Raw genomic sequence first — 7,956 nt, 5'->3', positions numbered from 1 at the left:
CTTGACACCTCAGCTCCTGGGGTGTCTGACACCACCACCAACATCAGTCCGGACCGGCCGCCCCCAGCCTGCCCCTGCACGCGACCCGCCGTGGTCAGGCTCATTTTCCGGTCAGACGCTTGCTCGCCGCCCCACCCCCATTTGCCGGAACCCGGCGCTGGCCCCGGTTGCGAGCACTAGCGTTGGGCTGGAGGGGCATCACCGCCTCGTGGCCGGTACCAACCATGTGGATCGTGGGGGTGTCCATGCGCGGGCCGAAACGTGGTCCGGTCTGGGCGACCCAATTGTGGATACGCCAACGTCGGCGCAGGTGGCGCACTCGACGCGAACGGCAGGTCGAGCGGAGCCGCCGCCGGCGGACGGACGAACGGCCCGACCACCGGATGAGCTGGCGGCATCACCGCGGGCTGCGCTGGGGGATCGTCACCACCGCCGGGGTGCTCGTGGCGTGGACCGTCTTCTCGCTGGTCCTGACGGTCCTCAACATCGAGCCCGGCTTTTTGCCGGTATCGAAGTGGTGTGCGGGGGATCCACCGAGGTCGTACTACTGCGGACAGGTGGAGGGCTTCGTCAGGGGGCCTCTCATCCTGGCGCTAGGCCTCGCGGTCTTCCTGTTCTGGCGATACGTCCCGGTCCGGCGCTGGTACGACCGCAACGCCTTGCGCAATCCTCGGATGGTACTTCCCACCGCCGAACGCGACAGCAGTGCGAGCTACGTGGTGGGCCGGGACGAACTGTGCGAACTGATGGTCCAGAGGCTCCGCGACGAGCACCGCCGGCGACCGCTGCTGCTGGTGGGCGGTATAGGCACGGGCAAGACCGCAACCCTGGTGCGTCTCGCGGAGATGCTGATGGCCAGCGACGTCGTGCCGGTCGGGATCGATTTGCGCACCGTCACGGACCCGGCGAAGCTGAACTTCCACCAGCTCGCCCTCGAACAGTTCCAAAGGACCATCGACAGCCAGTTGCGCGCCGCCGGCGAGGCCGACAAGGTGTGGCGGCGGCTGTGGCTGGAGAACCGGATCGTGGTGCTGGCCGACGGCCTGGAAGAGGTGCTCGCCGACTCCGGCCAGCCCGCCGACCGGGACAGCGTGCTCCGCGAGGCGGTGCGGGGCGCGGTCCGCGAGCGGCTCCCCCTGGTGGTCGCTTCACGGCCGGACGATCCGCTGCGCGGGTTGGACGCACTGCTGCTGCAACTGGAGCCGCTCTCCATCGGTGCCGCGTTGGAGTTCGTGCAGGCCCGCAGCCACCGCTCGGACGCTGGCCAGCAGTGGGACCGGATCACCGAGCTGGTCAAGGCCGCCGACGTCGCCGACTCACCGTTTTACCTGCGGGTCATCAGCCAGCTCCACGAGGTGGACCGCCTGGACCGGGTCGGGCCGACGGACCAGGGCAGATCCGCGCTGCGCTGGTGCCTGCTGGAGGAGTGGTGGGCTGCCATCGTCGCCGGGGACCTGTACGAGGACTACGGCATGCCGCAGACCGAACGGACAGACGCGATCGAAGTGCTCTCCGCGCTCGCCTGCATCGGGTTGCGGGACAACCGGCTGTCGGTACGTACCACCGAGATCATGAGCGCCGACGGCGCGAAGGATGCTGGCCGGCAGTGGATCCTGGCCGAGCTCCGGGCGCGGCTGCACAAGCTCAGTGCCGACAACCCGCAGGATCTCGGGCTCGCCGAGACCACCGGGGAGGAGCTGAACATCGTGGTGAAACGGCAGGACGGCGTGCGTTTCCAGAACGGGGTGGTCCAGGCGTACCTCGGCTCGCGCTACCTCGCCGCGGCCCTGCGCGACGACGACTTTCTGAAGCACGCCTTCACCGAGAACCACGGCCCTGGACGGGAGCTGCTCGCCGCTCTCACCCTCTACACCCGCAGCGCGGGCGCGTTCGAACGGCTGGACGGACGGCGGACGTCACCGGTGCGGCACGGAACCCTGCGCCGGCTGCGGGACGCCCTCCGTCAGACGGTGGGAGCGCCGCCGAGCGCCCGCGACGCGAGGACCACCCGGGACCGGTCGGTTGTTCTCGTTCACCGGCTCTGTGCCGCGGCGACCGGGACACGCAACCGCACCCGAGCTCTGGAGCTGTTCGCGGCTGCGCTGGAGATGGACGCCGCCAGCGGACACACGGCGCACCGGAAACTGGCCGACGCGATCCTCGGGGCCTGGCCGAACTTCCAGGGGGACGGCTCGGTCACCGACCGTCCGCTCGAGGACGCCAAGATCGCCCTGGTGCACCGGTACGGCGATGCCGCGCGGCAACTACGAGACCGGCCCCCGGAGCCCACCGGGCTCCGGGGACAGTCACCCACGCCGCAGTACCGGCAGCTGTTCCAGATGATGGCGTACGAGACGTCCTACCTGCCCCGGCTGACCGCGGCCCGCCAGATCGCCAGCGGCGGCAACGCGGCGATCCGCTCCCTGCGCGACCTGCTCGACCAGCCGCCTCAGGCGGCCGACACCCAGGGCCGGGAGCGTCTGGAGGAGCTGCGGACCTGGCTCGCTCCGTCACTGTTTCTCTTCGCCGACGCCGCACACACCCCTGGCGAACCGGACTGGCAGGGCGTGGCTCGGGATACGCTGCGGCACTGGGTCGACCGCCTGGCCACCGATTTCCATGAGGGGGCCCGCGTCTACGAGATCACCCTGGCGCAGGGGTTCCGGATGGCGGCCAACTGCCGCACGTACCCGGCGCACCGCAGCATTCTGATCGAGGAAGCCGAAAAGGCGCTGCGGCACTCTCGATTCTGGTACTCCCACCTGATGCTCATCCAGGCGCTCACTCTGCTCGCACTCCCCCGCGATCCCGGAGAGGCGTTGCGCGAACGGGGTCACGGTTCGGACCCGCGCGGCCTGGTGGGCTTCTGGACCTCCATCGCCGGGGCCGGGCTCCGCGCCCCGCAGCCCGGCAGCGGTACGGCCCACCCCCTCGTCCTCGAGGTCGCGGACCTGTGCGTCGAGGCGCTCATCGACCGCCATCCGGAACGGCACTGCTGGCTGGACGAGCGGGAGATCGTCGGGCGGATCGGGTCGGTCAGCCCTCAGCCGGGCGTCCGCCGGCACCAGGCCTCCTGGCTGCCGCCCTGGCATGGCTGGGCCGTCCTGGAACCGCGGGCCCAACGGCTGCTGGCCGACGTGATGCTGCTGCTCAACCTCGCCGACCGGGGACGGGACAACGACCAGCGGGCGCGCCGGCTCACCCGGGCCAGCCGGGCCGAGTTGCCGCCATGCCTCACCATCGACCGCAACGCCTTGCGGGTCAACCTCAGCCGCCGCCAGGCCCACGACGTACAACCCGGCGCGACCTGCATCGATGACTGCCCCTTTCGACTGTGCCCGCTGCCGCCGAAGGGCGACGAGCTGCCGTACCAGATGGACGAGGCATTCTGCGCCCACCAGATCGACCTCGTCGGGCGCGCGCTCCGGTCGCCCGGGCGGGCGGACTGGCAGGCGGTCAACCGGCAGGACCTGCGGACGTTCTGGCGGGAGATGTCCGAGCGGATGGCCCCCGCGTGGCGCAAGTAGAAGAGGACCGTGCCGCGCTCGCCGACAGGATGAGGAGGGGCGGCGATGCCCGGTGCCGCCGCTACTTCACGCCACCGGCCGTGAGGCCCTCCACGATCCGCCGCTGGAACAGGAGTACTGCGATGACGAGCGGAATCGTTACCACAACCCCCGCAGCCATCTGCGTTCCGAACGGCTGGTCGAACCGGTACTGCCCGGTGAACTGGGACACGATCACGTTCGCTGTCTTCATCTCGTTCTTGTTCACCACGCTGACCGCAATGATGAACTCGTTCCACGCCGCGATGAAGACCAGGATTGCGGTGGTGAACACCCCTGGCGCGGCCAGCGGCAGGATCACCTTGCGGAATGCCTGTGCGGGGGTGCACCCGTCGATCTTCGCGGCCTCCTCCAACTCGAACGGCATCTGCTTGAAGAACGCGGTGAGCAGCCAGATCGCCAGCGGCAGCGCGAAGCTCATGCTCGGCACGATCATCGCCTGGTAGCTGTTGATCCACTCAATGTCGGTGAACAGTTGCAGAAGCGGCACGACGACCGCGATCCCGGGGAACATCGACATCGCGATGATTATCGAGAGGATTAATCCCTTGCCGCGGAAGTTCAGCCGGGCCAGGGCGTAGGCGGCGCTGACGCCGAGGATCAGGGTAAGCAGCGTTGTCGTGCCGGCGACGATGACGCTGTTGAGCAGCGCACGGCCGAACCCGTTCCCCGGTGAGAACGCCGCCTTGAGGTTGTCCAGTGACGGCGGAGCCGGCAGGAGAGAGTTGGAGAACTGGTCGGATGGCCGCCGCAGCGCCGAGACCACCATCCAGTAGAACGGCGCCAGGCAGTACAACACGATCGCGGTCACGCCGACGTAGTACAGCGGGTTGGTCCGCCAGTGCCGCTGCTTGCCAATCCCAACGGCGGCTGTCTCCGGCAGCCGGCTCGCGGTGAGAAGCTTGCCACTCCTCTGGCTCATCGTGACCTCTCAATTCCGCGTCCGACGATGTCGGCGCCGAGGACCCGGACGAAGACGTACGCGACGACCGCGACGTATATGAAGAGCACCGTCGAGTACGCTGCGGCGGGACCGAAGCGCAGATTGTTCATCTCGTACCAGGACAGGATGGACAGTGTTTCCACTGACGCCTTGTGTGGACCGATGAGGACGAACGGCAGGTCGAACATCCGTAGCACGTCGAGCATGCGGAACAGCACGGCGACCACAAGTGCGGGCTTGACCAGTGGCAGGGTGATTCGCCAGAAGGTGTGCCAGGCGCTCGCGCCGTCGACCTTGGCAGCTTCGTACACCTCGGCGGGAATGATCTGCATTCCGGCAAGGACCAGCAAGCCGATGAACGGTGCGGTCTTCCAGGTGTCCGCGATCACCACGGCCAGCCACGCCTGGAGCCCCTCGGTGGTCCACAGCACGTTCGCGTTGAGGACGTCGTTGGCAATGCCGTCCGCCGCGAAGATCCAGCGCCAGAGCAGGGCCGAGATGGCGGTGGGGATGGCCCATGGCACGAGAATGCTGGCTCTGACCAAGCCGCGGCCGCGGAACGCCTTGTTCATGATCAGCGCCATGCAGATGCCGATCGTGGTCTCGATCACCACCGTGACGACCGTGAACGTGGTCGTGTTCCAGAAGGCGTTCCAAAACACCTTGCCGGTATCACCTTTGAAGATGTTCGTGTAGTTCTCCAGCGAGAACGCCGTCGTGCGGGTGATGAGGCCGGTGTTCGGGTCGATGCCCTCGATCGACCTGACGAACGAGAGCCGCAGTGCGGACAGGATCGGATACCCGATCACCAGTCCGAGCACGAGGAGGGACGGCGAGACCAGGTACGCCGCCAGCCCGCCCACGCCCTCGCGCCGGCCGGGGCCCCGCCCGCGCAGTCTGCGTTTCGCGGTGGTCGGATCATCCACCAAGGTCGTCTTGGTCACCTGGGGACCTCCTTGCCGGGGTGTACCGGGCCGGGGCTTGACACCCCGGCCCGGCGGCACGGCTATTTGCTGATGATCGATTCGAGCTTGCTCTGGAGGTCCTTCAGCGCCTGGTCGGAGGACTTCTTACCGGTCAGGGCCGCGTACGCCTCCTCCTGGATTGCGAGGGTCGTGTCGCCGTACTTGACCACCCGTGGCCGGGCGACTGCGTTCGCCACCGACGCCTTGAGCATGGGCAGGTACGGGAACTTCTGCTGCAGACCCGGGTCGTCGTACAGCGCGGTGTAGACCGGCGCCTCCGACGTCTTCTCCAGCTGCACCTTTTCCTCGGCCTCGCTGGTGATGAACTTGATGAACTCGAGTGCGCTGCCCTTGTTCTTGCCGAACTTGCTGATCGCCAGGTTGAGGCCGCCGAGGCTGGACTTGCCCGGGCCGCTCGATCCGGGCAGCGGGGCCACCGCGAACTTGCCGTTGACCTTGCTCGAGCCGTCGGTGGCGTTCGCCAGGGCATACTGGTACGGCCACTGCCGGTGGAAGATCAGCTTGCCGTCCTGGAAGGCGCGCCGGCCCTCCTCCTCCTTGTAGGTGATGGCGTCCTTGGGAATCACCCCGGACGACAGGCCCTGCGCGAGGAAGTCCAAGCCCTGCTTCGCCTCGGGTGTGTTCACGTTCGGCTTTCCCTGGTCGTTCACCACGACGCCGCCGGCGGAGTGCACGGCCTCGCTGAAGTTGACCGTGAGGCCCTCGTACTTCTCGAGTTGGCCGGCGTAGCAGCCGATCCCTGGATTCTGTGCCTGCACCTTCTGGCAGGCCTGCTTCATCTCGTCCCAGGTCGTTGGGGCAGAGGTGACCCCGGCGGCGTCGAGCAGGTCCTTGCGGTAGAACAGCAGCCCGCCGTTGGTGCGCCAGGGCGCCGCGTACAGCTTGTTGAAGTACTTGGCCGTTTCGATCGCCGGTTTGAGCAGCTTGTCCAGCGGGAGTTCGTTCTCGGGCAGCTGCTCGATCCAGCCGTTGGCCGCGAACTCCGCGGTCCAGACCACGTCGGTGGAGACGATGGTGTATGCGTCCGACTTGGTCTGGGCATTCTGGACCAGCTGTTGGCGCTGCGCGTCGGCGGCTTCGGGCAACTCGATTAGCCGTACCTGCTCGTTCGGGTGGTCCGTGTTCCACTTGTCCAACGCCGACTTGATGTAGCCGGACGTGTCCTTGCCGGTAGCCCAGGTGATGGGGCCCTTACCCTCGAAGGTGCCTGGCTGAGCCTGCTTTCCGCCGCCGCTGTCCTCTCCGCCGCACCCGGCGACTCCCGCGACAAGCGCCAACGTGCCGATCACAGCAACCGATAGTGACGAACCGAGTCGTTCTCGCATCACAGCTCCTCTTCGCGTCGCTCCGCTGCGTCGCTTCGTCGCGCCGCCGCAGCGGCCGGGTCGGCCAACTTCAGACCGTTGGAAACGCGCCACATACGACCGGATGATGTTTTGAACGTCTATATCCAATCTCTCTTGCAACGACCGGTCAACTGCCGTTACCGCACTGTCATCCGGACGACCTCTTCCCCCACCCGGCAAAACGGCTGTACGGAACGTGACGGGTGGACTGTCACCAGGGCTTCCTGGTCAGGCTGGTAGTCAGCGCCGCCAACACACCGAGACAAGCTGCGTGACCGCAACGAGGCAGGCCATCAACGCGCGAAACACGGCCGCATGGTCCGACGCCGGCACGGCCAGGTTCCTCAGCGGTCGGACGGCAGCCGGCTGGGACAGGAGCGACACCGACCGCGACAGTGACCTTCAGCACCGGCGCGGGCGGGTCGGCGACGGGGCTGGTCACCGGCTCCCCCTCGTCCGGGCAAGAGGAGGGATGATCTGGTCTTTCCGCGTACGCTTGGCGGGTGGCGATCAGAACCGGACGGTTGCGGCTCGGCCCGGACGAGGGGCGCATGCTGCTGCGGACCCGCCGCGCGGGGATCGGCTCGACCGTCGGGCACGACCTGGCCATCGAGGTGACCGACTGGTCGGTGGAGCTGGACATTCCGGAAACTGGACCGGCGGATGCCACCGCGACGGCCCACGTCGGGTTGGCGTCGCTGGCCGTGCGGCAGGGCACCGGCGGTGCGCGACCGCTGACTGACAAGGATCGGGGCGAGATCGAGAGCAACGCCCGGCGGACGCTGGACGTCGATCGCCATCCGACGGCCACCTTCGAGTCCAGCCGCATCGTCGTCGGCGACGACCATGCCACGATCAGCGGAACCCTCACTCTGCATGGGGCCGCCGGCCCCATCGACATCGAAGTGCGTGAGGTGACGCCCGGCCGGTACCGCGCCGCCACGGTGGTGACGCAGTCGGCGTTCGGAATCAAGCCGTACTCGGCCTTTCTCGGCGCGCTCAAGGTCCGTGACGACGTCGAGGTGGAGATCGAGGTCGACCTCGGAGGTTGACCTGCGGACGACACGTCTCCGCTCGGGCGCATTGCTCGTGTACGAGGGCATTCATCTCACCAC

General features: G+C 67.7%; 5 protein-coding genes. 2 read left to right on the top strand and 3 right to left on the bottom strand.

The window, feature by feature from the left end:
- Positions 1-383 precede the first annotated feature (383 nt).
- Positions 384-3,527 carry an NACHT domain-containing protein gene (locus A6A27_RS39200; protein ID WP_073839721.1) on the top strand — a complete coding sequence of 1,048 codons (3,144 nt, stop codon included), beginning with the start codon at positions 384-386 and terminating at the stop codon, positions 3,525-3,527.
- 61 nt (positions 3,528-3,588) lie between these two features.
- Here A6A27_RS39200 and A6A27_RS39195 read toward each other — a convergent pair whose 3' ends face one another.
- The 3 genes from A6A27_RS39195 to A6A27_RS39185 all read right to left on the bottom strand — a co-directional run bounded on the left by A6A27_RS39195 (position 3,589) and on the right by A6A27_RS39185 (position 6,784).
- Positions 3,589-4,377 (bottom strand): carbohydrate ABC transporter permease, encoded by a 789-nt coding sequence (locus A6A27_RS39195; RefSeq protein WP_198940649.1) that lies wholly within the window; start codon positions 4,375-4,377, stop codon positions 3,589-3,591.
- Positions 4,378-4,484: 107 nt separating this feature from the next.
- Positions 4,485-5,453, bottom strand: a complete 969-nt coding sequence (locus tag A6A27_RS39190) for a carbohydrate ABC transporter permease (protein WP_198940648.1) — start codon at positions 5,451-5,453, stop codon at positions 4,485-4,487.
- A 62-nt stretch (positions 5,454-5,515) separates the two neighbouring features.
- Positions 5,516-6,784, bottom strand: coding sequence for an ABC transporter substrate-binding protein (locus A6A27_RS39185; RefSeq protein WP_198940647.1), 1,269 nt, complete (start codon positions 6,782-6,784; stop codon positions 5,516-5,518).
- A gap of 560 nt (positions 6,785-7,344) precedes the next feature.
- Between A6A27_RS39185 and A6A27_RS39180 the strand changes: the two genes are divergently transcribed.
- A complete protein-coding gene (locus A6A27_RS39180) occupies positions 7,345-7,893 on the top strand; it encodes a YceI family protein (RefSeq protein ID WP_083673217.1) in 549 nt (182 codons plus the stop codon).
- Positions 7,894-7,956: the final 63 nt, after the last annotated feature.

The organism is Micromonospora sp. CB01531 (assembly GCF_001905095.1).
Lineage (GTDB): Bacteria > Actinomycetota > Actinomycetes > Mycobacteriales > Micromonosporaceae > Micromonospora.
The sequence above is the reverse complement of the archived record's forward strand: the minus strand, read 5'-3'. Positions and strand labels throughout refer to the sequence as shown.

Bases quoted from the DNA above. Each gene is read 5' to 3' on its own strand.
- A6A27_RS39200 (WP_073839721.1), top strand. From the start codon at position 384: ATGAGCTGGCGGCATCACCGCGGGCTGCGCTGGGGGATCGTCACCACC.